The following is a 25,537-nucleotide window of genomic DNA, read 5'->3' on the forward strand; positions in this document are numbered from 1 at the left end:
GGCGCGACGGACATGGCGGGCAGGGTCGCGCTCGTGACCGGGGCCGCGGGCGGGATCGGCCGGGCCGTGGTGCGCGGGCTGGCCGAGGCGGGCGCGGTGGTGGCCGCCGCCGATCTCGACGGGGACGTCCTGCGCAAGTGCGTCGCCGAACTGACCGGCTCCGGGCTGTCGGTGACGGCGTATCCGGCCGACGTCACCGACTCCGCCCGGGTCGAGGCGGTCGTCGAGCAGGTCGAGGAGCGGCTGGGACCGGTGGAGTACCTGGTCAACGCGGCGGGCCTGCTGCGCGTGGGCGAGATACGCGAGTTGAGCGGCCGCGACTGGGCGGACATGTTCGCGGTCAACGCGAGCGGGGTCTTCCACGTGTCACGTGCGGTGGTGAACCGGATGGTGCCGCGTGGCCGCGGCGCCATTGTCACGGTGGCCTCGAACGCTGCCGCGACACCACGCGTGCGGATGGGCGGATACGCCGCGTCCAAGGCGGCGGCCACGATGTTCACCAAATCGCTCGGCCTGGAGGTCGCCCGGTACGGCATCCGCTGCAACGTCGTGGCTCCCGGCTCGACCGAGACCCCGATGCTGTGGTCGTTGTGGCAGGACGACAGCGGACGCGCCCACACGCTCGACGGCAACGCCGCCGAATTCCGGGTGGGAATCCCGCTGGGCCGAACCGCCAAACCTGAGGACATCGCCGCCGCGGTCCTGTTCCTGCTGTCCGAGCAGGCCGGACACATCACGTTGCACGACCTCACGGTCGACGGTGGCGCCGCACTCGGCGCCTGAGCGGAACCAGAAAGGAAGCCGATCATGCCGGGGATCCCCGACATAGCCGCTTACCCCATGCCCGGTGAGCGTGATCTGCCGGCCAACACCGCGCGGTGGACGGTGAGTCCGAACCGCGCCGTCCTGCTGGTGCACGACATGCAACGCTACTTCCTGCGGCCGTTCGCCGACGCGCAGCGCCGGGAGCTGACCGGCAACGTCGTGCTCCTGCGCGAGAGGTGCGCGCGTCTGGGCATACCGGTCGCGTTCACCGCACAGCCCGGCGACATGAGCGAGGAGCAGCGCGGACTCCTCATGGACTTCTGGGGCCCTGGCATGCGCCTGGACCCCGCGGACCGGGCGGTCACCGACGAACTGACCCCGCGCGGCGACGACTGGCTGATCACCAAATGGCGCTACAGCGCCTTCTTCAGGTCCGGCCTGCGGGCGCGGATGCTGGCGCACGGCCGCGACCAGTTGATCGTCTGCGGGATCTACGCCCACATCGGGGTCCTCGCGACCGCCGTCGACGCGTTCACCCACGACATCCAGACGTTCCTCGTGGCCGACGCCGTCGCCGACTTCTCCGCGGAGGAGCACCGGCTCGCGCTCACCTACGCCGCACGCCGGTGCTCCGTGGTGACGACCGCGCGCGGCCTGCCCGTCGGCGGCGCGCTCGTCGGGCAGCACGCCGCGACGCCCATGACGGGGACGGCATGAGTGTCGCGGAGCCGGGGGCCGGCGCGGCCGAGGCACTCCTGGACCGGGTGCTCGCCCCCGACCCGCCGCCGTTCGCCCTGCTCTACCGTCCGACCGCCACCGCCGACGACCAGGTGGACATCCTCACCGGCCCGATCCGGGCGGTGGACCGCGTCGCGGACCTGCCGGTCCCCGATTCACCGCACGGTCCGGCCGGCTCCGACGTACTGGCGCTGCTGCCCTACCGGCAGTTGGCCGAGCGTGGTTTCCCGGCCCCGGACGACGGACGGCCGCTCCTCGCGATGACGGTCCGGGAGCAGGCCACGCTGGGCCTGGCGGAACTGCTGGGCCGCGTCCCGGACATACCGATCCGGCTCACCCGCGAGCGTTTCGACATCGACGACGACGCGTACGCGGACCTGGTGCGCCGTGTCCTCGCCGAGGAGATCAGCGCGGGCGCGGGCGCGAACTTCGTCATCAAGCGCCGTTTCCTGGCCGACATCAGCGACTACTCCCCCGCCACGGCGGCCGCGTTCTTCCGGCGCCTGCTGATCCGGGAATCCGGGGTCTACTGGACGTTCCTGATCCACACCGGTGACCGCACCCTGGTCGGCGCGACCCCGGAGCGGCACGTCAGCCTGCGGGACGGTACCGCCGTGATGAACCCGATCAGCGGTACCTACCGCTACCCGGCGGCCGGGCCGACCCTGGGCGGTGTCATGGACTTCCTCGGTGACCGCAAGGAGACGTACGAGCTCTTCATGGTCCTGGACGAGGAGCTCAAGATGATGTCCCGGGTCTGCGACGCGGGTGTGCGCGTGGTGGGGCCGTTCCTCAAGGAGATGGCCCGCCTCGCGCACACGGAGTACTTCGTCGAGGGGCGCACCGAACGCGACGTCCGGGAGATCCTGCACACCACCTTGTTCGCGCCGACCGTCACCGGCAGTCCGCTGGAGAGCGCGAGCCGGGTGATCAACCGCTACGAACCCGAGGGGCGCGGTTACTACAGCGGGGTGGTGGCGCTCATCGGCCGGGACGGCCGTGGCCGCCGCACGCTGGACTCGTCGATCCTCATCCGCACCGCCGACATCGAGTCCTCGGGCCGAATGGAGCTCGGGGTGGGAGCCACTCTGGTGCGTGACTCCGAGCCGACGGCCGAGGTGGCGGAGACACGGGCGAAGGCAACCGGACTGCTCACCGCTCTTCGGGCCGAGCCGGAGGGTCCGCTGGGCCGGCATCCTTCGGTCCGGTCGGCGTTGCGGGCCCGCAACGAGGACATCGCGCACTTCTGGCTGCACGGGCCCGAGCCCGCCGCGGAGTACGGCCATCCGGATCTGGCCGGACAGCGGATCCTGATCGTCGACGCCGAGGACATGTTCACCTCGATGATCGCCCACCAGCTGCGGTCGGTCGAGATGCGGGTGAGTGTGCGCCGCTTCGACGAGCCGTACTCCTTCGCCGACCACGACCTCGTCGTGATGGGGCCAGGACCCGGCGGCCCGCTCGATGTGGGGGAGGCCAGGATCGCCCAGCTGCACGACGCGACCGCCCAGTTGCTCGCCGAGCGCCGTCCGTTCCTGGCCGTCTGTCTGAGCCACCAGGTCCTCAGCCACCGGCTCGGCCTGGACGTGCGCCGGCGTGACGCACCGCATCAAGGGGTGCAGAAGGACATCGACCTCTTCGGCCGCCGCGAACGCGTCGGCTTCTACAACAGCTTCGTGGCGCACAGCGCCACCGATCGGCTGAGCCCGGCGGGCATCGGTCCGGTGGACGTCTGCCGGGACCCCGCCACCGGAGAGGTGCACGCGCTGCGCGGCCCGCACTTCGCCGGAGTGCAGTTCCACAGCGAGTCCGTGCTCACCCGGGACGGGGTGCGGATTCTCGGCACACTGCTGACGGACGTACTCGAAGGAGCACGGCACCCGGTCCGGTCCTGAACCGGCGTGAGCCCGGCAGGAGTTCCCGGCGCGCACCGGTCGCGCGGCTCTCCGCGGCTCTCCACAACGTGGCCGACGGCGTACGCCGGGACACCGTCGTGGCTTACGCCGTGGTCAACACCACCCGCCCGCCGTGCAGTTCGCCCGCTTCGAGCATGCGGTGCGCCTCGGCCGTGGCGTGCAGCGGCAGCACGCGTACCTCCCGGGGCCGGAGGCGGCCTTCGGTCAGCAGGTCGTTGACACAGCGGGCCGCCTCGGCGAGTTCCGCGGCGGTCGCCCGAGTGATGGCGAAACCCGCGATGGACGCGTCCCGCACGTACAGCGGCCCGGCGGGCAGCACGGGCATGGTGCGCAGCCCGGCGAGCAGGACGATCCGGCCGCGCCAGGCCAGCAGGCCGACCGCGGTGCTCAGGTCGTTGACTCCCGCCGCGTCCACGTAGAGGTCGACCCCCTCGGGGCACGCCCGGGACAGCCGTGCGCCGAGATCGTCACCGCGTCGGTCGACGACCGCGTCGGCGCCCAGCGCGCGGCAGTACGCGGCGTCACGGGCGTGGGCCACGGCCACCACCCGGGCGCCCGCCCGGGCAGCGATGACCACCATGGCGGAGCCGACGTTGCCGGCTGCCCCGACCACCACGACGGTCTGGCCGGCGCGCAGCCCGCCGTGGGTGACCAGGCCCAGGTACGCGGTGGCGGCGGGGTGCAGCAGGGTCACAGCCGTCTCCGGAGCCACGTCGTTGGGCAGCCGGTGGAGCCGCTCGGCCGGCACGACCGCCCGCTCCGCCGCCGCGCCCTGTCTGCCACCGTGACCGAGGCTGTTGCACCACACCCGCTCTCCCGGTGCGAACCCCGTCACCGCCTCCCCCGCCGAGACGACCCGGCCGACCAGGTCCCGGCCGACCACGAACGGGAAACTCACCCGCTCGTCCACCAGACCGGACCGTATGAAGGTGTCGACGTGATTGGCCGTCGTCACCTCGACATCCACCAGCACGTCGTGCCTACCCGGCCGGGGCTCGGGCAGTTCACCGAAGCGGATGGAATGCGCGGGACCGAATTCGTTGATATACGCAGCACGCATACCGTGCATTCTCCGGGGAGACCTCGCTCCGCCCGTCGGACCGGCCCGATCGGCCACAGAATGTGTCAACTCGCTTGTTCACGCGCCGGATGCCCGAGCGCACCTGACTGATTGCCCCGGCCGTCGTTGCCGACGAGCCGCGGCGATTCCAGGATCGAATCGTGCTCCGTCGGACAGACCCGGCCGATTGCCGTCCCGGCCACAGTGCTCCCGCGCGCCCACGGCGGTCCGGAATGAAGAAGAGGTGCTCAGATTGACTGCGACTGCGCACGAGATCTCCGTCATCGGCGCGGGTCCTCGCGGACTTGCCGTACTGGAAAGGCTCTGCGCGAACGAACGGGTGCGACCGTCACACTCACGTGTACTCGTCCACGTCGTCGATTCGACTCCGGTCGGCGCGGGTGCCGTATGGCGAACCGACCAGTCGAGGCACCTGCTGGCCAATACCGTCGCCTCGCAGATCACCGTCTATTCCGACGCGGCGTCCCGGATAGACGGGCCGATCGAACCAGGGCCGAGCCTGTACGAATGGGCCGTCTCCCTGGCCGCGCCCCGGCCGGACGGCGACGGCGCCGACCGAGCGTACGACGCCGGCACGTTGACGGAGGCACGGCGTCTGGAGCCGAATTCCTATCCGACGCGTGCCCTGTGCGGGCGGTACTTCGCCGACTGTTTCCGCCGTGTCCGGGACGGCGCACCCGCCCACGTCGAGATCCGGGTGCACCACTCGCGTGCCGTGGCCATGGCCGACACCCACGGATATCCGGGCGGGCCGCAGGGGGTCCGTCTGGCGAACGGAACACGCCTGAACCAGCTGGACGCGGTCGTCCTCGCGCAGGGTCATCTGCCGACCCGGCCGACCCCTCAGGAGGAGCGCATCGCGAGTCTGTCCCGGATCAACCACCTGACGTATCTGCCGCCGGCCAACCCCGCGGACGCCGACCTCGACGGCGTCCCGGCCGGTGAACCCGTGCTGCTGCGCGGTCTCGGCCTGTGCTTCTTCGACTACCTGGCGCTCTTCACACTCGGCCGCGGCGGCCGTTTCGAGCGGGTCGGTGACGAGTTGGTCTACCGGCCCAGCGGCAGGGAGCCTGTGCTGTACGCCAGTTCGCGGCGGGCCGTTCCGTACCACTCACGAGGTGAGAACGAGAAGGGCGCACACGGCCGTTACCTGCCCCGTCTCCTCACGGCCGACCGTGTCGCCGGTCTGCGGTCCCGTGCCGAGGACGGGGGCGCGGCGCTGTCCTTCAAGAAAGACCTGTGGCCGCTGATCGCCCGTGAGGTGGAGACGGTCTACTACGAGACGCTGCTGGCGAGCACCCGACGCACCGACGAGCGGGAGGCGTTCGCCGCACGCTACCTGGCCTCCGCGGATCGGGCCGAGTGCGACGGCGTACTGGACGCCTACGGCATCCCTGTCGCGCACCGGTGGAACTGGAACGCCCTCACCGCCTCCGCCCGGGAGCGGGACTTCACCGACCGTGACGACTTCCGTGGCTGGCTGCTGGACCGGCTGCACGAGGACGTCCGGCAGGCACGGGAGGGCAACGTCAGCGGTCCGCTGAAGGCGGCCCTCGACGTCCTGCGCGACCTGCGCAACGAAGTGCGACTCGCGGTCGATCACGGCGGTCTGGACGGGGTGTCGCACCGCGACGAACTGGAGCGCTGGTACACCCCGCTCAACGCGTTCCTCTCCATCGGTCCGCCGCCGCGGCGGGTGGAGGAGACGATCGCGCTGATCAGGTCCGGTGTCCTGGAGCTGACCGGCCCGGACACCCGGATCAGGATCGACACCCGCGACGGCTCGTTCGTCGCCGACTCCGGCACGGTGCCCGGGCCCACCGTCCGTACCCGGGTCCTCATCGAGGCCCGGCTGCCGGAGCCCGATCTGCGGCGCACCGACGACCCGTTGCTGCGGCATCTCCTCAACACCGAGGCGTGCGCCCCCTATCGCATAGGCACCGCGGACGGCGGCGTGTACGAGACCGGGGGCCTGGCGGTGACCGAGCGGCCGTACCACCTGGTCGACGCCCAGGGCCGGGCGCATCCCCGGCGCTTCGCGTACGGCGTGCCGACCGAGTCGGTGCACTGGGTGACGGCGGCCGGAATCCGGCCCGGCGTGGACTCGGTGACCATCGCCGACGCCGACGCGATCGCACGCGCCGTGCTGGCCCTGGACCGGAGCGCGGCCGGAACCGGCCCCTTGGCCGAGAGCGGCCCCATCGAGGTCCTGGTATGAGCGAGCCGTCGGCGGTCGACGCCAACAGGGAGACCGGGTCCTGCGCCCTGGACGGCGGACTCCTGTCTCCGGTACGCGCGGGAACACCCGTGGAGGAGGCCGTGTCCGACGGGGCGTGGCTCCAGGCCATGCTCGACGCCGAGGCCGCGCTGGCCCGCGCCCAGTCGGCGATCGGCGTGGTGCCCCGGTCGGCCGCGCGGACCATCACCGCCGTGGCCCGGGCCGACCGGCTGGACCTGCGGGCCCTCGCGGTGCACGCGCGCGAGAGCGCCAACCCGGTGGTCGGCCTGGTCCAGGAGCTGACCCGTCTCGTGTCCGCCGTGGACCCGGCCGCCGCCGCGTACGTTCATCTCGGCTCGACCAGCCAGGACATCTTCGACACGGCCGCCATGCTCGTCGCCCGCGACGCGCTGCGGCTGCTGCGCGCCGATCTGGCCCGGGTCGCTGACGCGTTCGCGGGCCTCGCCCGGAGGCACCGCGACACCGTGCTCCCGGGTCGCACCCTGTCCCTCCATGCCGTGCCCACGACCTTCGGGCTCAAGGCGGCCGGGTGGCGGCGGCTGGTGCTCGACTCCGGGGTACGCGTCGACGCCGTGCTGTCGGCCCTGCCCGTCTCGCTCGGCGGCGCCGCGGGCACGCAGGCCGGCTACGTCGAGTACGGCGCCGACGCCGAACGTCTGGTGGCGGCCTTCGCCTCCGAGACGGGTCTCACCACCACGGTGCTGCCCTGGCACACGCTGCGGACGCCGGTCGCCGACCTCGCCGCCGTCCTGGCACACGGCGCCGGTGCGCTCGGCAAGATCGCGGTCGATGTGCAGTCGCTCGCCCGCACAGAGGTCGGCGAGCTCAGCGAACCGCATGTGCCCGGACGCGGCAGCTCATCGGCGATGCCACAGAAGCGCAATCCCGTACTGGCCACGCTGATCCGCAGCGCCGCGCTGCAGGTTCCGGCGCTGGCCGCCGTGCTGACCCAGTGCATGCTCACCGAGGACGAGCGCTCCGCCGGCGCATGGCACGCGGAGTGGCAACCGCTGCGCGAGTGCCTGCGGCTCACGGGCGGCGCCGCGCACACGGCGGTGGAGTTGGCCGAAGGTCTGGTGGTGCACCAGGAGCGGATGCGGGCCAACCTCGGGCTCACCGGCGGCCAGATCGTCGCCGAACGCCTCGTGGCAGCGCTCGCGCCGCTCCTGGGCAAGGCCGCCGCGCGAGACCTGCTCACCCGGGCCGTCGAGACCGCACAGCGGCACGGCCGGCCGCTGTCCGAGCAGCTCGCCACGGAGCCTGAGCTCGCCGACGGCATCGCGCCGGCCGAGCTCACGCGCCTGTGCGACCCCACCGGCTATCTGGGCGCCGCGGCCGACCTCACGGAACGGTCCCTGCGCCCGGATTCAGAGGTCTGACAGGGCCTGCGCCCACGTACAGGACCGGGCCTGCGAAGGTGCGCGGCGGCCGCCCCCTCGCCGCGGAACCCGGCCGCTTCCCCTCGCGCGGCCTCCGGAAACGATGGGTTCAGCACGATCCAAACATGGACGCCACCGGGTTTCTGACTTATATGACAAACGTCAGGACCATTTATGACCATGTTTCTGACATCGAATGACCGACCGCCGCGATCGCTCCCGTCGACCGGCCCCGCCCGACGCCTGACACGGAGCGTCACCGCATCCCCTGGGCGGCCGGGCCGGCAGTCACCCCCGAAGCGTCGCGCGACGGTCCCCCGGAGACGGCAGGCGCGGCACGCGAAGACTTTCGAGATCCCGCGAATTGCATGGCATGACCCTGTCGCCACCGGTCCGACCTCGATGAATCCGCGCCCGAGTCGGCCACCCGTCCCACCTGCGAAATCGAAATCTGTTGCTGATTAAAATACCGGCCAGCCTTCCTGTTTTCCTTGCGACTTCCTCGGACGACCGCAATGCTGACAGTCTGACCTTGCTCATGACGAGCTGACCGGCCGATGGCCTTGCGCCAGCCACAGGCCGTGGGTTTGGATTTTTGAAGCTTAATGGACCGGGGGAAGCAAAAGCTGCTCGAATCGCTCAATCGAAAGCGATTGCAGCCTCACCGCTCCTGAGTTCAGCCACGGAATGGCACACGGCCAGAACGTAGGGGGATAAATGCACGAGCACGGAAATCCGCGGGGTCCGACCGAGTCGTCGAGATTTCTCACCCCACTGGCCGTGACGCATCCCTTGGCCGGCCCTCTCCGCCGAGCATTACCCGTTTCCCCCTCGAGGTGCGTTCCCTGACCTCAGGCGATCATTCGTCTGACCGGATCGGGAATTCACCCGCACCGCGGCTCGCCCCCGGCGTACGGCTCCGCCCGCCATGGACACCCGGCGTGCCCGCCCGTACGGCCCGGACGGCCACGCACCCGAGCGGGCACCTTGTTCGTGCGGCACAGCACAGGAGAGCTCGACGGCCGGCGTTCCGGCCGTTCCCGCGCACTCCTGATGTGACGCGTCGCGATGCGTAGTGCAGACCTGATCTCTTCCTACCCGGCCGCCTTCGAGCTCACCGGCGTGCGTCGACGATGCCGCGCGCCCGGCGAACGCCGCCGCGCCCTCACCCCATATCGATGACGCCTGCTTTCACGGCGTCTCGTGCTCACCCGTGCCCAGAAATCCATTGGCACGAATCGCACGGCACATGACACAAGGAGTAGTGGCATGACGCTCTTGAGCAGTGAAACAAATTACGTCGAACTTCCCGGAGACCCAGCGAACGGCTCCGGTCCGGACGTAGCGAAAAAGGTTGCCATCGACCGATCGCTGGCCGATCTGTCCCCGGTGGTGTTCGCCTCACTGCCGCGTGCCGATCAGCGTCGAAAAGGCTTGATGTATCTGCGGGGCCTGCTGGGAGCGACCGGCAGGAAGTCGGTGCGTAATATCGCGGCCTTTCTCGGGGATCAGGTCAACGATCAGGGCCTGCACCACTTCATCAATGACTCCACGTGGGAATGGGATCCCATGCGTGAGGCCCTGGCTCGCCATCTCGTCCGCCGCGTGGCACCACAGGAATACGTGCTGCATCCCATGGTCATCCCGAAGTCGGGCGCCCATTCCGTGGGCGTGGCCCGGACATTCTCGTGGGAACACGGCCAGGCCGTCACGGCGCAGCAGGTGATAGGCGTGTGGGGGGTGTCCGCCCGTTCGGCGAGTCCGCTGAACTGGTGGCTGCATCTGCCCGCCCACGGGACCACGCCGAGGACGGACCGGTCGTCGATCCTCCACGACGCGGGCCCGACGACGCCGGAGGACTCGATGGTGAACGCCTATCTCGAAACGGCGTCACGTCTGTGTCTGCCGCACCGTCCGGTGGTGCTCAACGCCGAACGGCTCGACGCCATCCGGCTGATGACCAAGCTCGGCGCGGCGGGTCTGAGGCACATCTCCAGGATCGCCAAGGACACCTGGCTGCTGCCCCACGACCCTGCACTGACCGGCTGGGGCAACAGCCCACTGCAGGCGCACCAGATAGCACAGCTGGCCAGGAACGGCCGAAAACGCCTGACCCTGATTCCGTCCGACACCCCGAAGGCCGCCGAACTCGTCACCGCCGTACGCGTCCGTCTCCCCGCCGCGCTCGACACACCGGAACGCACGCATGGGCGTGGGGACTTCGTTCTGTTCGGCGTCGGCCGCGGCGGGGCTCAGTGGCCCGAGGAGCTGTGGCTGACCGATATGGCGGGGGCCGACCACGCGGCCCTGCTGCGCCTGGTGGGTCTCAGCCGGCGAGTCGAGTGCCGAGGCGTGCCGCGCGCCGAACGCGTCGGCATCCGGGACTTCGTCGGCCGCTCGTTCGCCGGGTGGCACCGCCACGCCACGCTCTCCTCGGTCGCCCATGCGGCGGCGGAACTGGCGGACCTCGGACCGGCCGCATGAGGGCGCCCCTGTCGAGCGGAGCCTCGTGGCACCTCGGGGTGCGCCCCGATCGTATTCCTGGAGGCTCCGCTCGCGGGGTGCGTGACCGATGTCCGCCCCGGCGGCGCCGAGTACGCCTCGGCACGTCGCCCGACGCGGTGCACGGGCGGCGGCACCGGTCGCCGCCGCCCCACGGCCGTCAGGGGTACGCGAGCGGTACCTCAGCAGTACAGGTTGTTGCCCGTCGTCGTACCCAGGATCTGGGTGAACCGCTGGTAGTTGTTCACCCGGCTCTGCACCTGGGCGGGGTTCTTGCCGTCGCACTCCAGCAAGCCGTTGATGGAGCGGATCGTCTGGCCGAAGCCGGCGCCGTTGACCATGGCGTTGTGGCCGGTCATCGTGCCGGGGCCGTTCTGCGTGTTCCAGTACCAGAGGCCCGTCTTCCAGGCCACGGCGGCGTCGTTCTGCACGAGCCAGGGGTTGCCCAGGAGGTCGATGCCGAGCGCGTCGCCCGCGGCCTTGTAGTTGAAGTTCCAGCTGAGCTGGATCGGTCCGCGACCGTAGTACGCGGCCTGGCCGGCCGGGCAGCCGTACGGCTGGCCCCAGTCGCAGTAGTGGGGGTAGTTGGCGGTGTTCTGCTCGACGATGTGGACCAGTCCGCCGGTCTCATGGCTGACGTTGGCGAGGAAGGCGGCGGCCTCCTGCTTCTTCACGGTGTCGCTGCCGGTGTTCGCGAAGGCCGGATAGGCGCTCATCGCGGCCTTCAGCCCGCTGTACGTGTAGAAGGAGTTCCGGCTCGGGAACATCTGGTTGAACTGCGCCTCGCTCACGACGAAGCCGGAGGGGTTGGTGCCTCCGTCACAGGCGTACGGCTCCCAGTACCAGGTGCTGATGGTGGGGTCGTAGCCCGGGTTGTCGTGCTCGGCTATGTAGGCCTTGCCGTCGGTGTAGCGGACGATGTTGCCGGTGACGTAGGACTTGCCGGCCACCCAGCTCGGGTAGCTCGAACAGGCCGCCGCGGACGCACTCGACGCCGGCAGGAGCACCGGCGCGGCGCCTGCGAGCACGAGCGCGGCCACGAACGCGGAGATACGACGCCTCGACACAGGACCAACTCCTTCGCGGAGCACGGCCGCGCCCGTACGAGGGCAGAGCGAAGCGGAACCTTGTGCGCGCAGGCCGGTGCGACCGGCCACGGCGTACGGGGCGGCCGTGGTGGGGGGTGAGGAGGCACACTCAACTCCCTTGGTCTGGACCAGTCAAGGGTGTAGACCAGTCAACTCGCCCCACGGCCGCTCCGGTTCAGCTCAGCGGCTTCTCCAGCACAGCCTTGCGGTGACTGAAGGTCTCGATGGAGTAGCGGCCGTGGTAGTTGCCCATGCCGCTCTCACCGACGCCACCGAACGGCAGGTCGGAGACGGTGAGATGGGCGAGCGGCAGACCGAAGCCAAGGCCGCCGGAGGACGTTTCGGCGGCCAGCCGTTCGCGGGTGACGTCGGACTCGGTGAAGACATACAGAGCCAGGGGCTTGTCGCGGTCGTTGATGAACTCGACGGCCTCGTCGAGCCCCGGCACGGTCACGATCGGCAGGACCGGGCCGAAGATCTCCTCGCCCATGACCGGCGAATCGGGGTCCACGTCGGCCAGAACCGTCGGCGCGATGTACTTGGTGGCGCGGTCACTGTCACCGCCGACCACGACACGGCCGGAGTCGAGCAGTCCGCTGAGGCGGTCGAAGTGCCGCTCGTTGACGATACGGCCGTACTCGGTGGAGGTGGCGGCATCGGTTCCGTACAGGCCCTCGACGGCCTTGGCCAGGGCCGGTTCCAGGGCGCGGGCCGTCTCCGGGTCGGTGAGTACGTAGTCGGGGGCGACGCACGTCTGCCCGGCGTTGAGGAACTTGCCGCGGGCGAGGCGGTCGGCGACGACGGACAGGTCGGCGTCCCGGTCGACGAACGCCGGTGACTTGCCGCCGAGTTCGAGGGTGACCGGGGTGAGGTGCCGGGCGGCGGCGGTCATGACGATGCGGCCGACGGTGCCGTTGCCGGTGTAGAAGATGTGGTCGAAACGCTCGGCGAGCAGGGCCGTGGTCTCGGGGATGCCGCCCTCGACGACGGCGACCGCCTCGGTGTCCAGGTACTCCGGCAGGAACCGGGCAAGGAAGGTGGAGGTGGCCGGAGCCAGCTCGCTGGGCTTGACGACGACCGCGTTGCCGGCGGCGAGCGCACCGAGCATCGGCGCGAGCAGGAGCTGCGCCGGGTAGTTCCAGGGCGCGATGACCAGGACGACGCCGAGGGGGTCGTACTGCGTCCAGGCCGTGGCGTCCTCGCCGAGGTGCGCGGGGACGGGGGCGGACTCGGGGCGCAGCCACTCGTCGAGGTGCTCCAGGGTGTGGTCGATCTCCCGCACGACGAAGTTGACCTCCGTACGGAACGCCTCGGTGGAGCTCTTGCCCAGGTCGGCATGGAGGGCGGCGGCCAGGTCCTCGCCGTGCGCGGTGAGCAGCACGCGCAGGCGGCGCAGCTGGGTGGTGCGCCATACGACGGGCTTGGTGCGGCCGGAGCGGAAGGTGGCGCGCAGCCGGGCCACGACGTCGGCGGGCTGCTCGGGGGTGGGCTGGTTCACGGTGCCTCGCTGGTCGGAGTGGGCCGGTGGCCCGCGTGCGGTGGGTCGAGCGGTCAGGTCGAGCGGCAAGCTCGATGTATATGCCAACCATTTATACGGCATGATGATTCCGTACCACGCACAGCAACTGGTCATGAGCGTCAGAGATCACACCGAGGGCGCAACGGCGGCTCGCGGCGAGGCCCTCCGGCGGCCGACACCTACACGGAGGACTCGGCCGCCGCCCCGTCGAGCGTGTCCGCGAGCCGGTTCAGCAGCCCCCGCAGCAGTTCGTCGTCGCCGTCGCTCAGGACGGGCCACTGGGCGTGGACCTCGCGGTCGACGCGCCGCCAGTGGTCCTCGCCGCGCGGGGTGAGGTGGGCGAGGATCCGGCGCCGGTCGAGGGGGTCGACGCGTCGGTAGACGAGGTTCTGGTCGACGAGCTGGTCGACGAGTTTGGTGAGGGTGGGCGGCGGCAGGAAGGCCGCTTCGGCGACCGCCGCCATGGGGTGCCCCTCACCGTCGGCGAGAAGGGTGAGCACACGCCAGGCGTCGAGCGAGCAGCCGTGCTCGTCCAGGGCGGCCTGGAGCCGGCGTGCCGCCAGTCGCTCGGCCCGCGTCAAGAGGTGCATGAGGTCCTGAGACCGACGCGGAGGTGGGGTCGGCATCCTTCTCCTCGCTCCCGGGGGTCAGCACATCGTACAAGTCCCGCTTCCCACAAGGATCTCCCACATCTGGCGCCGCACACGCGCACCGTATGTCAGGGTCCGGCCGCCGCACACCCGTCGAGCCCAGGTCCCTGGCGCCGCAGGCGCGGACCGTACCCCGAGACGGATTGGAGTTCACCGGGCGTTCCCGGAATCATGCCCTCATGGTCCGGCTCGACCCGCCTCCGCTCGACTGGTTCACGGCCGACGACTCGGTCGTCAGCGTGGCACTGGTCTTTCCCATGCAGGGCGCCGCGGGGATCTTCGGGCCCACGTGCGAGTTGTGCGCGCGGCTCGCCGTGGAGGAGGTCAACCGCTCGGGCGGGGTGCTCGGCAAGGAGCTGCGGCTGCTGCCGGTCGACGGCGGCGCCGAACCGCACCGCATCGCCGAGAACGTCGAGGCGCTGGTCGACCTCGGCATCGTGCAGGGCGTCACCGGCTGGCACATCTCCTCCGTACGCCAGAAGCTGGCACCGCGGATCGCCCACCGCGTGCCGTACGTGTATACGGCGCTGTACGAGGGAGGCGAGGACACGGCCGGCGTGTTCCTGACGAGCGAGACCCCCAACGACCAACTGCGGCCCGCCATGCGACTGTTGGCCCGTGAGCACCGGGTGCGCCGGTGGTTCGTCGTGGGCAACGACTATGTGTGGCCCCGCCGTACGGCCCGGGCGGCGCACCGCTACGCGCGCGAGTCGACCGGCGGCGGTATCTGCGCGGAGGCGTATCTGCCGCTCGGCACCCACGACTTCGACGGGGTGCTGCGACGGATCGAGCGGTCGGAGGCGGACGCGGTGCTGATGCTGCTCGTGGGCAGCGACGCGGTCCGGTTCAACCGGGCGTTCGCCGCGTCCGGCCTCGACGAGCGGTGTCTTCGGCTCAGTACCCTCATGGACGAGAACATGCTGATGGCGAGCGGCCCCACGGCCACCGCCGGCCTCTACAGCACGGCCGGTTTCTTCGCCTCCCTCGCCAACCAGGACACCCTCGACTTCCACGGCCAGTACGCCGGACGGTACGGAGTCGAGGCACCGGTCCTCGGCAGCCTCGGCGAATCGTGTTACGAGGGCGTCCTGTTGCTGGCCGCGCTCATCGACCGGGCCAGGACCCTCGACGTCTCCGCGATCGGCGCGGCGGCGGACACCGTCTCGTACGAAGGGCCGCGCGGGCTGCTCCACCTGCGCGGCGGCCATGTGCGCCAGCGCATCTACCTGGCGCGGGCGGACGGCGTGGACTTCGACGTCGTGGCCCAGCTGGATCTTCACGAAACGCGGCCTTGACATGTCCGCGCATCCGCGAAGATACTTCCCGCAGGAAGTAATTAGAATGCCTCGGGCGAACTGTGAATTCATGCGAAGAATTCCGCCCCGGGCATTTTTTGTTTCCCGGTGAGAGCCGGAAGATACCGCCGGGAAAGTACCGCGAAACACCGTGGAAACAGGGTGACTTGAGGCTGTGGACCGCACTTCAGGAGGAGGTTGTCCTCCCAGCCCGAGGGGGTTCTTTTGTCCAGCGGTTCCAGCGGTTCCAGTGACTTCAGCCGTTTCAGGGGTTTCAAGGGGTCCGGTCCTTCCCGACGCCGGGTGATGGCGGGCGCCGCCGCGCTCACCGCCGTCGTCGTGCTCTCGGCGTGCGGCGCCAAGACCGACGCGGCGGGCGGCTCGTCCGACGCGGCCGCCAAGGCGGACACGAGCGGCGACACGGTCAAGGTCGGTCTGCTCAACTCGCTCTCCGGCACCATGGCGATCAGCGAGGTGACCGTACGCGACTCGCTGAAGCTGGCGATCGACGAGATCAACGCCTCGGGCGGAGTGCTCGGCAAGAAGGTCAAGCCGATCAGCGAGGACGGCGCCTCCGACTGGCCGACGTTCGCCGAGAAGGCGAACAAGCTCATCAAGGAGGACCGGGTCGCGGCCACCTTCGGCTGCTGGACCTCCGCGAGCCGCAAGGCCGTGAAGCCCGTCTTCGAGAAGAACAAGTCCCTGCTGTTCTATCCCGTGCAGTACGAGGGACTTGAGGAGTCCCCGTACATCTTCTACACGGGTGCCACCACCAACCAGCAGATCGTCCCGGCGCTCGACTACCTCAAGAGCCAGGGCAAGAAGAGCATTTACCTCGTCGGCAGCGACTATGTCTTCCCGCGTACCGCCAACAAGATCATCAAGGCGTACGCGAAGGCCAACGGCATGAAGGTGCTCGGCGAGGACTACGCGCCGCTGGGGTCCACCGAGTTCAGCACCATCGCCAACAAGGTGAAGGCAGCGAAGGCCGACGCGGTGTTCAACACCCTCAACGGCGACTCGAACGTGGCCTTCTTCAAGGAGTACAAGTCGGCCGGTCTGACCGCCAAGAGCATGCCGGTGGTCTCGGTGTCGATCGCCGAGGAAGAGGTCAAGTCGATCGGATCGCAGTACCTGGCGGGCCAGTTGACGGCCTGGAACTACTACCAGACGACCGCGGGCGAGGCGAACACCAAGTTCGTGAAGGCGTACAAGGCCAAGTACGGCCAGGACAAGCCGACCAGTGACCCGATGGAGGCCGCGTACACCTCGGTCTACCTGTGGAAGGCGATGGTCGAGAAGGCCAAGTCCTTCGACCCGGAGAAGGTCAAGGCGGCCTCCGACGGCATCACCTTCGAGGCACCCGAGGGCGAGGTCACCGTGGACGGCGCGAGCCAGCACATCTACAAGACCGCCCGGATCGGCAAGATCGGCACCGACGGGCTGATCGAGCAGGTGTGGGACTCCGGCAAGGCGATCAAGCCGGACCCGTATCTGAAGGGCTACTCCTGGGCCTCCGGCCTCTCCTGACCGACCGTCACGTGCGGGCCGGCCTTCGGCAACGAGGGCCGGCCCCGCGTCCCGCCTCCCCGGAGCCGCCGTATGACCGTGATCCTCGGTCAGACCTTCACCGGCATCAGCATCGGTGCCGTCCTGCTGCTCATCGCGCTCGGTCTCTCGCTCACCTTCGGCCAGATGAACGTCATCAACATGGCCCACGGCGAGTTCATCATGGCCGGCGCCTACACCACGTACGTCCTCCAGAAGTCCATCTCCAGCGCGGGCCTCTCGCTGCTCGTCGCGCTGCCGGTCGCCTTCCTGGTCGCCGGCGCACTCGGCGCGCTTCTCGAATGGGTGCTCATCCGCCGCCTGTATCTGCGGCCGCTCGACACGCTGCTCGTCACCTGGGGGGTCTCGCTGATGCTCCAGCAGGCCGCCCGGGACATCTTCGGCGCGCCGAACGTGCAGACCCGCGCGCCCGATCTGCTCACCGGGAACATCACCGTCATCGGGGGCGACGATCCGCTGACGTTCGCCAACAGCCGCCTGTTCATTCTGGGGTTGGCGATCGCGGCCGTGGTCGCGCTGTCGCTGACGCTGCGGCTGACTCCGCTCGGCCGCCGGATCCGCGGGGTCGTGCAGAACCGGGACCTGGCCGAGGTGTCCGGCATCTCCACCTCGCGCGTGGACCGGACCGCGTTCTTCCTCGGGTCCGGGCTCGCGGGCGTCGCAGGCGTCGCGCTGACGCTGGTCGGTCCGATCGGTCCGACGATGGGCACCAACATCATCATCGACGCGTTCCTGGTGATCGTGGTCGGCGGCATCGGACAGCTCAAGGGAACGGTCATCGTCGCCTTCGTCCTCGGTGTCCTGCAGTCCGTCCTCGAATACTCCACCACCGTCAGCGTCGCGAAGGTGCTCGTCCTCGTGGCCATCGTCGCGTTCCTCCAGTGGCGGCCCCAGGGGCTGTACACGCTGCGTACGAGGAGTCTCGTATGACCCTGCTGCCCCTGCTCAAAGGCCGGTCGGCGCGCGCCTGGGGCGGATTCGCCGCGGCCGGCCTCGCCCTGTTCGCCGTGGCCCCGCTGGCCCTCTCGGACTTCCGGCTCGGACTGCTCGCCAAGTACCTGTGCACCGCGATGGTCGCCGTCGGCATCTGTCTGGCCTGGGGCCGCGGCGGACTGCTCACGCTCGGGCAGGGAGTGTTCTTCGGGCTCGGCGGCTACGCCATGGCGATGCATCTGAAGATCGCCGACGCCGGTCCCGGCAACCTTCCCGACTTCATGCAGCTGTACGGCACGGCCACCGAACTCCCCTGGTGGTGGCGGCCGTTCGAGAACCCGCTCTTCGCACTCGCCGCGACCGTGCTGCTGCCGATGGCCGTCGCCGCGATCCTCGGTTCGTTCATCTTCCGCCGCCGGGTCAAGGGCGCGTACTTCGCGATCCTCAGCCAGGCGCTCGCCGCGGCCTTCGCCATCTGGCTGATCGGCCAGCAGGCCACAACCGGCGGCACCAACGGACTCACTGACATCCAGGGCTTCTTCGGCTACGACCTCAACGACCCCGTCAACCAGCGGATGGTGTACTTCATCATCGCCGCCGCGCTGTTGCTGCTGATCGCCCTCGCCCGGCAGCTGATCCACAGCCGCTACGGCGAACTCCTCGTCGCCGTACGGGACTCGGAGGAGCGGGTGCGCTTCCTCGGGTACAACCCGGCGAACGTGAAGCTCGTCGCGTACGTCGTGGCGGCCGGTATGGCGGGGCTCGCGGGCGCGCTGTTCGTGCCCGCGGTCGGCATCATCTCCCCGGCGATGATCGGCATCGTGCCGTCGATCGAGTTCGTCATCGGTGCCGCGGTCGGCGGCCGGGCGAGCCTGGTCGGCGCGGTGCTCGGCGCGGTCGGAGTGGCCTGGGCGAAGACGGCGCTGTCGGAGGAGTTCCCGGCGGCCTGGACCTACTTCCAGGGGCTGCTGTTCATCGTGGCCCTGGCATTCCTGCCGGGTGGTCTCGCCTCGCTGGTGGGGATCGTACGGCGGCGCAGGTCCTCGCGCGCGACCGGCGACACGACTGGGGACGCGACCGGGGAAAAGACGTCTGCCCTTCCTCTTGGAGAAGCAGCATGAGTGCTCTTGGAGACGCAGCATGAGTGAACTCTCGGGCCTTGAGATACGCCGACTGCGGGTGTCCTTCGACGGGTTCACCGCGGTCGACGGTGTGGACCTCGACGTGCGGCCGGGCGATCTGCGCTTCCTGATCGGACCCAACGGCGCGGGCAAGACCACGCTCGTCGACGCCGTCACGGGTCTCGTGAAGGCCGAGGGCTCCGTGCTCTTCGGCGGCACGGAGCTGCTGGGGAGGAGTGTGCACACCATCGCCCGGTCGGGGATCGGCCGTACGTTCCAAACGGCAACCGTCTTCGAGGAGTTGACGGTCCTTCAGAACCTGGACATCGCGGCCGGTGCCGGTCGGGGCATGCTGACGATGCTGCGGCGCCGCAAGGGCGTGCCGGAGCCCGTCGCACGTGCGCTGGAGACGGTCGGGCTCGCGGAGCTGGCCGACTCCCCCGCCGGGACGCTCGCCCACGGGCAGAAGCAGTGGCTGGAGATCGGCATGCTGCTCGTGCAGGACGTACGGCTGCTGCTGCTCGACGAGCCGGTCGCCGGGATGAGTCACGACGAACGGCAGGCCACGGGTGAGCTGTTGGAGCGCATCAGCGAGGAGCGGACCGTGGTCGTCATCGAGCACGACATGGACTTCATGCGGTCGTTCGCGCGCAGCGTCAGTGTGCTGCACGCGGGCAAGGTGCTGAGCGAGGGGACGGTCGCCGAGGTGCAGGCCGATCCCAAGGTGCAGGAGGTGTATCTCGGACACGCGGCGGTCCAGGACGCCGAGTTGATCCTGCCGGAGGAGCCCGAGCCCGCGGGCGCCACCGCACCGAGTGCGGTCGTACAGGAACAGGAGGCGTGAGACCGACATGAAGCTGGAGATCGACGACATCCGGGTCGGCTACCACCGCAGTCTCGTCCTGCACGGAGTCTCCGTGGAGGTGCCCGACGACGGGGTCGCCGCTGTCCTCGGGCACAACGGCGCGGGCAAGAGCACGCTGCTGCGGGCGGCCGTGGGACTGCTCACCCCGTCGAGCGGGGCGATCCGTCTCGACGGCGAGGACATCAGCCGGCGCAAGCCCCACGAACGCGTGGCGCGCGGCATGGCGTACGTGCCGCAGGGCCAGCAGGCCTTCCCCCATCTCACGACGGCGGAGAACCTCCAGCTCGTCGCGGACGGCCGCAAGCGGGGCAGGGCGGCGATCGACGAGGCGCTGGACCTGTTCCCCGCGTTGAGGGCTCTGTCGGGGCGGCGGGCGGGACTGCTCTCCGGCGGCCAGCGGCAGCAACTGGCCATCGCCCGGGCCCTGGTGACGGACCCTCGGATCCTCCTCCTCGACGAGCCGACCGAGGGCATCCAGCCCTCGGTCGTGGCCGAGATCGAGGAGACGATCCTCGCGCTGGCCGCCCGCGGCGGGCTCTCGGTGCTCCTCGTCGAACAGCACGTCGGCTTCGCGATGCGGGCGGCGCAGCGGTACTACGTCCTGGAGGCCGGCCGGGTCACCTCGTTCGGCGAGGGCGGACAGGAGGCGGAGCGGTCGGTACGGGAGGCGCTGAGCGTGTAGCGGTTCGCTCCAGGGTTCACTCCACGACGTGTCGTCCTCGGTGGTCTCTCACTGACTACACGAAGGGGGAACCGCCGGATCGACACACGCCACGACATCCTCAGGAGATTTTTTCGGTCACCGCACGGGCGCACGCGCCGGTGTGGAGTCCGGCGTGAAGTAGTGGGCCCGGACCCGGCGCAGCCACGCCTCGACGGGCGCCTCGTCGGGCTGGTCCGGCAAGGCGCTGCGGGTCTCGTCGAAGGCCGCCTCGTAGTGCTTGAGCAGGGGCAGCGCGGCCATGGCGTCGGCTGCCACCTGTTCGCCGAAGCGGTGGTACTCCTCCGGGTTCTCGACACGGATGCTCACGCGGCCGGTGGCGTACAGCTCGAAACCCTGGTGGCACAGGCGACGCAGATGTCGGGCGTGCTTGGCCGTGCGCTTGCGGGTGTCCGCGGAGAGGGAGCTGTCGCCACGGTCGTAAAGACGCTTGAACTGCTGGGTGGCGTACCCGAGATAGGCGTCACGGACGCGCTTCGCCGACAGCAGTGTCGTGCGGATGCCGATGAGTTCGTCGCCCAGCGGGGTGCGGACCTCGTACAACTCGTCGGGCAGCCAGACCAGTTCGGTGACGGTCGGGTTGCCGGCCAGGGCGAGTCGGCACCACTTGGCCGCTTCGTGGAGGGTGCTGTCGGGCTTGGTCGTGACGTGGGACTCCTTCGGCGGGTGAAGGCCGTGGAGGTCCTCGGTGGGGGCGGCGAACATGCCGAGGCGGTCCACGTCCGAGCCCTCGTGGGCCAGGCCGTAGGCGGTGGAGCCGACGATGCCGGACAGCAGGATGTTGTTCTTTGCGGTCACGGCCGTCGCCCCTCTCCCCTGCCGCCTCGCTGCCTTGTGCGAGCTGGGCGGCTCGCACAAGGTCATCACCCGGGAGGCAGCCGCGTACAGCGATTTTCGGCGCGTACGGGGGCGGCGGTGTTCCGGGGGCGCCGGGTGACGACCGCACCCCCGGATCCTCAGCTCGCGAACGGCACCTGCGCCGTGGGCGCCACAGGCCGCGCGAACGGGTGCCGCCACAGGCCCTGCGCGGCCAGTCGGGGCAGGACGCCCTCGCCGAACCAGTACGCCTCCTCCAGGTGCGGGTAGCCGGAGAGGACGAACTCCTCGATGCCGATGGCCTGGTACTCCTTGATCCGTTCGGCGACCTCGTCGTGGCTGCCGACCAGGGCGGTGCCCGCGCCGCCGCGCACCAGACCGATGCCGGCCCAGAGGTTGGGGTGGATCTCCAGGCCGTCGCGGTTGCCGCCGCCGTGCAGGGCGAGCATCCGCTGCTGGCCCTCGGACTCGCTGCGGGCGAGACCGGCCTGTACGGACTTCACGGTCTCCGGGTCGAAGCCGGCCAGCAGCCGGTCCGCCTCCGCCCAGGCCTGCTCGGAGGTGTCCCGGGTGATGACGTGCAGCCGGATGCCGAAGCGGACGCTACGGCCCTCCTTCTCCGCCAGCGCGCGGACCCACGCGATCTTCTCGGCGACCTGTGCGGGCGGTTCGCCCCACGTGAGGTACACGTCCACGTGCTTGGCCGCGATCTCGCCCGCGAGGGGGGAGGATCCGCCGAAGTAGACCTCGGGGACCGGGTCGGGGACGCGGGCGAGCCTGGCGTCCTCGACCTGGAGGAACTCGCCGGACAGGTCGACGGTCTTGCCCTCCCACAGGTCCCGGACGATCTGCAGGAACTCGCCGGTACGGCGGTAGCGGGCGTCCTTGTCGAGGAAGTCGCCGTAGGCGCGCTGCTCGTGGCTCTCGCCGCCGGTGACGACGTTGAGGAGGAGCCGTCCGCCGGACTGGCGCTGGAAGGTGGACGCCATCTGCGCGGCGAGCGTCGGGGAGACGAAGCCGGGCCGGAAGGCGACCAGGAACTTCAGCCGCTCGGTGTTCTGGCTGACCATCGCGGTGGTCAGCCAGGCGTCCTCGCACCAGGCGCCGGTGGGCGTGAGCGCGCCGACGAAGCCCAGGTCCTCGGCGGCGCGGGCGATCTGGCTGAGATAGGCGACCGTCGGCGGCCGGTCCCGGCCGGACACCGTGGCCGGGGTGCCGTGGCCGCCGCCGACGACATGGCGGCTGTCGCCGTTGGTGGGCAGGAACCAGTGGAAGGTGAGGGACACGGGTCCGTTCTCCGATCGGGGGGGGAGCTGATGGGGGGCGGTCTCAGAGGAGTCCGTGCCGTGGAGGCAGCGTGCCGTTCAGTACGTACCGGCCGATGTGCTGGATCTTCCAGCGGGCCGGGTCGTGCAGTGTGTGGGTGCGGGCGTCGCGCCAATGCCGGTTCAGATTGAGGGAGTTGATGGCGGACCTGGTGCCGGACACCTCGAAGAGCGCGCCCGACACCTCGACGGCGGTGCTCGCCGCGTGCGCCTTCGCGGCGGCCACGGCGATGGACGCCTCGGCCGCCGACGCCTCCGTCAGGTCGGCGCGGGCCGTGTCGACCGCCCGGGCCGCCGCGCCGAGCAGCGCCTCGCTGGCCCGCACCTGAATGGCCAGCTCTCCGAAGCGCTGGACGAGCAGCGGATCCTCGGCGGCGGTCTCGGCACCGCTCTCGAACCACGGGCGGCTCTTCGTGCGGACGAACTCCGCGGCCTCGGCGAGTGCGCCCGCCGCGATCCCGGCGTCGATGGCGGCGTGCAGCAACTGGGCCACCGCGCCGTGGAGTTGGGGGCCCTGGAAGGTGAGGTGGTGCGGGAGGACCCGGTCGGCGGGCACGGGCACGGCGTCGAGCCTGACGGTGCCGCTGGCGGTGGTGCGCCGGCCCATGCCGTCCCAGTCGTCGACGACCGTGAGGCCTTCGGCGTCCCGGGGCACGTACGCGACGTGCAGGTTGTCGTCCCCGGCGCGGGCGAGCACCGGAATCCAGTCGGCGAAGAGGGCACCCGTGGAGTAGTGCTTGACCCCGGTGAGGACGTACGAACCGTCCGGGGCCGGCTCCAGTCGGGTGCGGATGTCCTGGACGTGCTTCGTGCCGGCCTCCGACTGGGCGTTGCCGAAGCGGCGCCCCGCCAGCACCTCACCGAAGAAGAACTCCCGTTGTTCCGGGGTCCCCTGACGGCGGATCACATTGACGTAGACGAAATGACTCTGCGGGATCTGCGCGAGACTGGCGTCGGCCGAGGCGAGGAGCCGGAAGATCTCGACAAGGGTCTCCTGGCGTACGTCGGCACCGCCGTGCTCGGCGGGCACGGTGACGGCGAGCAGGCCGGAGTCGGAGAGCCGGTCCAACTCCTCTCGGGGGAGCCGACGTTCGGCGTCCCGCCGGGAGGCCTCGGCCCGGAACTCGTCGGCCAGCGCGGCGGCGACGGTCAGGGCCTCGGCATCACCGGTGATGGTCTTGGCCGACATGGTCAGCCCGCCGCGGCCAGGATCGGCGTACGGCCCAGGGCCTCGGAGAACTGGTCGAGCACCTGGGTCAGCGCCTCGGCGGCCGCGGGTGCCACGGTGAGTCCGCCGTCCTCGCCCACCGCGATGTCCTTGTCGAGGGTGAACCAGCCCTGGACGATGTGCCGGGCGCCCATGGAACTGAGCACCGGGCGCAGGGCGTAGTCGATGGCCAGCACATGTGCGGTGGTGCCGCCGGTGGCCAGGGGCAGCACGGTCTTGCCGGCGAGGGCGTACTGCGGGAGCAGGTCGAGCAACGCCTTGAGGACGCCGGAGTAGGCGGCCTTGTAGACGGGGGTGCCGATGACGATTCCGTCGACGCGGGCGAAGAGCGCGGTGGCCTCGACGATCGCCGGATGCCTGAAGTCGGCGCCGAGCAGGGCCTCGGCGGGGATCGTACGGACGTCGAGCGGGATCACCTCGTGGCCCTGTGCGGTCAGCCGGTTGTCCAGGTGGCGCAGGAGCCGGTTGGTGCGGGAGGAGGCGGAGGGGCTGCCGGAGACGGACAGGATGGTGGCCATGGGTCCTCTTTCGGGACGAGGGGCGCCTCCGTGCGGGAGGCGCCCCAGAGCGAGCGGTCAGGAGTACCAGGTGGGTTCGGGCAGTTCGCCCTCGAGGAACCAGCGGCCGACCTCGCGCCGCTTGTAGGCGACGGGGTCGTGGAGGGTGTGGGTACGGACGTTGCGCCAGAAGCGGTCGAGGCCCTCGGCGGTGGCCGTGGAGCGGGCTCCGGTCACCTCGAAGATGCGGTTGCTGATCTCCAGGGCGACATCGGTGGCACGCGCCTTGACGGCGGCCACCCGGACCTCGAAGTCGCCGCGGGCCTGCTCGGGCACGCCGTCCGGGTCGTCGTGCAGCTTCCGGCCCTCGGCGGCAACCGTGTCGGCGAGTGCCTCGACGGCCCAGAGCTTCGCGGTCAGATCACCGTAGACGTCGATGACGTACGGCTCGTCGACCGCGCGCTCGTGGCCTCCGTGCAGCCACGAGCGGGTCTTCGTCCGGGTGTAGGCGGCCGCCGTCTCCAGGGCACCGCCCGCGATGCCGAGGTAGAAGCTGACGAAGACCAGCTGGATGGTGGGGACGTTCAGGGTGTTGTAGATCCTCGGCCGGAACTCCTTGTCGACGTAACCGGCGGCGGAGGCCCATGGGGTGCGGACACCGTCGAGGGTGACGCCGCCGCTCTCGGTGAGCCGCTGGCCGATGTTGTCCCAGTCGTCGTGGAAGGTCAGACCGGCGCTGTCGGACGGCACGATGGCGAAGACATGCTGGTCGGTACCTTCGAGGACGCCTTCCAGGACGGTGACGTCGGAGACCTTGCTGCCGGTGGAGAACGACTTGCGGCCGGTGAAGACGAGGTCGTCGCCGTCCTCGGTCACGACGACGTCCTTGTCGCGCGGGTTGACGGCCCCGCCGAAGAACCACTGGTTGCGGGCGGCCTCGACGTGCTCCCACTGCTCGCGGGTGCCGACCAGTCGGGCGGCCCAGTTCCACAGGTAGTGGTAGCCGAGGAGCTGACCGATGGAGCCGTCGGCCTTGGCGATCTCGCGGACGACCCGGTAGAGGGTCGGCCAGTCCTGGCCTCCGCCGCCGTGTTCCGTGGGTCCGAGCAGGGTGACGAGGCCGGCGTCCTTCAGCAGACGGACCTCGGCGTACGGGGTGGCGCCCACGCGGTCGCGTTCGGCGGCGTCGGTGGCGAGGACGGCCGCGACCTCGGCGGCGCGGGTGATCCAGTCCTGGGCGGTTTCGGGGGTGGGGCGGGTCTGCCAGTCAGTGGGCGTGGCGGTGCTCAT

The 25,537-nt window shown here is 70.2% G+C and carries 21 protein-coding genes; 12 read left to right on the top strand and 9 right to left on the bottom strand.

Annotated features, from left to right (window positions below; all coding sequences use genetic code 11):
* The first annotated feature begins 12 nt into the window (after positions 1-12).
* From ACH4YP_RS27855 to ACH4YP_RS27865, 3 genes are read left to right on the top strand one after another with little or no spacing between them, the layout of a single operon-like run.
* The gene (locus ACH4YP_RS27855) at positions 13-783 is read left to right on the top strand and encodes a 2,3-dihydro-2,3-dihydroxybenzoate dehydrogenase (protein WP_361053891.1); all 771 of its coding nucleotides are present in this window, start codon (positions 13-15) and stop codon (positions 781-783) included.
* Positions 784-807: 24 nt separating this feature from the next.
* A complete protein-coding gene (locus ACH4YP_RS27860; protein ID WP_361053743.1) occupies positions 808-1,482 on the top strand; it encodes an isochorismatase family protein in 675 nt (224 codons plus the stop codon).
* Complete coding sequence (locus ACH4YP_RS27865) at positions 1,479-3,398, top strand: anthranilate synthase family protein (RefSeq protein WP_361053740.1); 1,920 nt, start codon at positions 1,479-1,481, stop codon at positions 3,396-3,398. Before ACH4YP_RS27860 ends, ACH4YP_RS27865 begins: the two co-directional genes overlap by 4 nt.
* A gap of 103 nt (positions 3,399-3,501) precedes the next feature.
* Here the strand turns inward: ACH4YP_RS27865 and ACH4YP_RS27870 are convergent, their stop codons facing one another.
* A complete protein-coding gene (locus tag ACH4YP_RS27870; protein ID WP_361053737.1) occupies positions 3,502-4,479 on the bottom strand; it encodes an NADPH:quinone reductase in 978 nt (325 codons plus the stop codon).
* A 253-nt stretch (positions 4,480-4,732) separates the two neighbouring features.
* Between ACH4YP_RS27870 and ACH4YP_RS27875 the strand changes: the two genes are divergently transcribed.
* The 3 genes from ACH4YP_RS27875 to ACH4YP_RS27885 all read left to right on the top strand — a co-directional run bounded on the left by ACH4YP_RS27875 (position 4,733) and on the right by ACH4YP_RS27885 (position 10,602).
* Positions 4,733-6,718, top strand: a complete 1,986-nt coding sequence (locus ACH4YP_RS27875; protein ID WP_398493169.1) for an FAD/NAD(P)-binding protein — start codon at positions 4,733-4,735, stop codon at positions 6,716-6,718.
* A complete protein-coding gene (locus ACH4YP_RS27880; RefSeq protein ID WP_361053731.1) occupies positions 6,715-8,118 on the top strand; it encodes an adenylosuccinate lyase family protein in 1,404 nt (467 codons plus the stop codon). Before ACH4YP_RS27875 ends, ACH4YP_RS27880 begins: the two co-directional genes overlap by 4 nt.
* Before the next feature lie 1,203 nt (positions 8,119-9,321).
* On the top strand, positions 9,322-10,602 hold the full coding sequence (locus tag ACH4YP_RS27885; RefSeq protein WP_398493171.1) for an IS701 family transposase: 1,281 nt from the start codon (positions 9,322-9,324) through the stop codon (positions 10,600-10,602).
* A gap of 200 nt (positions 10,603-10,802) precedes the next feature.
* Here ACH4YP_RS27885 and ACH4YP_RS27890 read toward each other — a convergent pair whose 3' ends face one another.
* The 3 genes from ACH4YP_RS27890 to ACH4YP_RS27900 all read right to left on the bottom strand — a co-directional run bounded on the left by ACH4YP_RS27890 (position 10,803) and on the right by ACH4YP_RS27900 (position 13,817).
* Positions 10,803-11,687, bottom strand: a complete 885-nt coding sequence (locus tag ACH4YP_RS27890; protein ID WP_398493173.1) for a glycoside hydrolase family 19 protein — start codon at positions 11,685-11,687, stop codon at positions 10,803-10,805.
* Positions 11,688-11,883: 196 nt separating this feature from the next.
* Positions 11,884-13,341: an aldehyde dehydrogenase family protein gene (locus ACH4YP_RS27895; RefSeq protein ID WP_398493175.1), complete on the bottom strand. Its 1,458-nt coding sequence runs from the start codon at positions 13,339-13,341 to the stop codon at positions 11,884-11,886.
* Positions 13,342-13,406: 65 nt separating this feature from the next.
* On the bottom strand, positions 13,407-13,817 hold the full coding sequence (locus ACH4YP_RS27900; RefSeq protein ID WP_398493177.1) for a MarR family winged helix-turn-helix transcriptional regulator: 411 nt from the start codon (positions 13,815-13,817) through the stop codon (positions 13,407-13,409).
* Positions 13,818-14,056: 239 nt separating this feature from the next.
* Between ACH4YP_RS27900 and ACH4YP_RS27905 the strand changes: the two genes are divergently transcribed.
* The 6 genes from ACH4YP_RS27905 (at position 14,057) to urtE (ending at position 20,342) form a co-directional block, all read left to right on the top strand.
* On the top strand, positions 14,057-15,172 hold the full coding sequence (locus ACH4YP_RS27905) for a substrate-binding domain-containing protein (RefSeq protein ID WP_361053716.1): 1,116 nt from the start codon (positions 14,057-14,059) through the stop codon (positions 15,170-15,172).
* A 306-nt stretch (positions 15,173-15,478) separates the two neighbouring features.
* Entirely contained in the window at positions 15,479-16,702 is a 1,224-nt protein-coding gene (urtA, locus tag ACH4YP_RS27910) for an urea ABC transporter substrate-binding protein (RefSeq protein WP_361053888.1), read from the top strand.
* A gap of 72 nt (positions 16,703-16,774) precedes the next feature.
* Positions 16,775-17,671, top strand: a complete 897-nt coding sequence (urtB, locus tag ACH4YP_RS27915) for an urea ABC transporter permease subunit UrtB (RefSeq protein ID WP_361053713.1) — start codon at positions 16,775-16,777, stop codon at positions 17,669-17,671.
* The gene (urtC, locus tag ACH4YP_RS27920; protein WP_398493180.1) at positions 17,668-18,795 is read left to right on the top strand and encodes an urea ABC transporter permease subunit UrtC; all 1,128 of its coding nucleotides are present in this window, start codon (positions 17,668-17,670) and stop codon (positions 18,793-18,795) included. The genes urtB and urtC overlap by 4 nt, the downstream gene beginning before the upstream one ends.
* 19 nt (positions 18,796-18,814) lie before the next feature.
* Positions 18,815-19,639, top strand: a complete 825-nt coding sequence (gene urtD, locus ACH4YP_RS27925) for an urea ABC transporter ATP-binding protein UrtD (protein ID WP_398493182.1) — start codon at positions 18,815-18,817, stop codon at positions 19,637-19,639.
* 7 nt (positions 19,640-19,646) lie between these two features.
* Positions 19,647-20,342: an urea ABC transporter ATP-binding subunit UrtE gene (gene urtE, locus ACH4YP_RS27930; protein ID WP_398493184.1), complete on the top strand. Its 696-nt coding sequence runs from the start codon at positions 19,647-19,649 to the stop codon at positions 20,340-20,342.
* A 117-nt stretch (positions 20,343-20,459) separates the two neighbouring features.
* Here urtE and ACH4YP_RS27935 read toward each other — a convergent pair whose 3' ends face one another.
* The 5 genes from ACH4YP_RS27935 to ACH4YP_RS27955 all read right to left on the bottom strand — a co-directional run bounded on the left by ACH4YP_RS27935 (position 20,460) and on the right by ACH4YP_RS27955 (position 25,537).
* Entirely contained in the window at positions 20,460-21,179 is a 720-nt protein-coding gene (locus tag ACH4YP_RS27935) for a DNA polymerase beta superfamily protein (RefSeq protein ID WP_398493186.1), read from the bottom strand.
* 158 nt (positions 21,180-21,337) lie between these two features.
* Entirely contained in the window at positions 21,338-22,483 is a 1,146-nt protein-coding gene (locus ACH4YP_RS27940; RefSeq protein ID WP_361053697.1) for an LLM class flavin-dependent oxidoreductase, read from the bottom strand.
* A 43-nt stretch (positions 22,484-22,526) separates the two neighbouring features.
* On the bottom strand, positions 22,527-23,711 hold the full coding sequence (locus ACH4YP_RS27945; protein ID WP_398493188.1) for an SfnB family sulfur acquisition oxidoreductase: 1,185 nt from the start codon (positions 23,709-23,711) through the stop codon (positions 22,527-22,529).
* Between the two features lie 2 nt (positions 23,712-23,713).
* A complete protein-coding gene (gene ssuE / locus ACH4YP_RS27950; protein WP_398493190.1) occupies positions 23,714-24,268 on the bottom strand; it encodes an NADPH-dependent FMN reductase in 555 nt (184 codons plus the stop codon).
* Between the two features lie 57 nt (positions 24,269-24,325).
* The gene (locus ACH4YP_RS27955; RefSeq protein WP_398493192.1) at positions 24,326-25,537 is read right to left on the bottom strand and encodes an acyl-CoA dehydrogenase family protein; all 1,212 of its coding nucleotides are present in this window, start codon (positions 25,535-25,537) and stop codon (positions 24,326-24,328) included.

The sequence above is a fragment of the Streptomyces sp. NPDC020747 genome, from assembly GCF_044334695.1.
Taxonomy (GTDB): Bacteria; Actinomycetota; Actinomycetes; order Streptomycetales; family Streptomycetaceae; genus Streptomyces.